Origin of the sequence: Streptomyces recifensis (assembly GCF_002154615.1) — a bacterium.
GTDB lineage: Bacteria > Actinomycetota > Actinomycetes > Streptomycetales > Streptomycetaceae > Streptomyces > Streptomyces griseoluteus.
The window spans coordinates 1-536 of record NZ_MUNH01000839.1; the positions used below are offsets into that span (position 1 = coordinate 1).

Sequence of the window (536 nt, forward strand, 5' to 3'; positions counted from 1 at the left end):
TCGCGGAGCGGATCGGCGGGAAGTTCAAGCGTGCCGGCAAGGCGCAGGCGCAGGTGCTGGAGGGCCGGATCGGTCCGGTGGGTCCGGCGAACCGGCGGGTGATCCTGGCCAAGCCGATGTCGTACATGAATCTGTCGGGCGGTCCGGTGAACGCGCTGCGGGACTTCTACAAGGTGCCGCTCTCCCAGGTGGTGGCGGTCCACGACGAGCTGGACATCGACTACGGCGCCTTGCGGCTGAAGCTGGGCGGCGGCGACAACGGGCACAACGGCCTGAAGTCGATGACGAAGGCGATGGGTCCCGACTACCACCGCGTCCGCTTCGGCATCGGCCGTCCGCCGGGCCGGATGCAGGTGGCGGACTTCGTGCTGAAGGACTTCGCCTCGACCGAGCGCAAGGAGCTGGACTACTTCGTGGACCGTGCGGCGGACGCGGTGGAGTGTCTGGTCACGGAGGGGCTGGAGCGGGCTCAGTCGGCGTACAACTCGTAGCGTCCGGGGCACCGGGGGGTGCGAGCAGGGCGGCGAGTTCGGCGG

Annotated in this window: 1 protein-coding gene; it reads left to right on the top strand. The window is 69.4% G+C overall.

Annotated features, from left to right (window positions below):
- On the top strand, window positions 1–491 hold a 491-nt coding region (gene pth, locus CCN33_RS30185), incomplete at its 5' end, for an aminoacyl-tRNA hydrolase (protein ID WP_086696477.1).
- Between the last annotated feature and the right edge of the window lie 45 nt (window positions 492–536).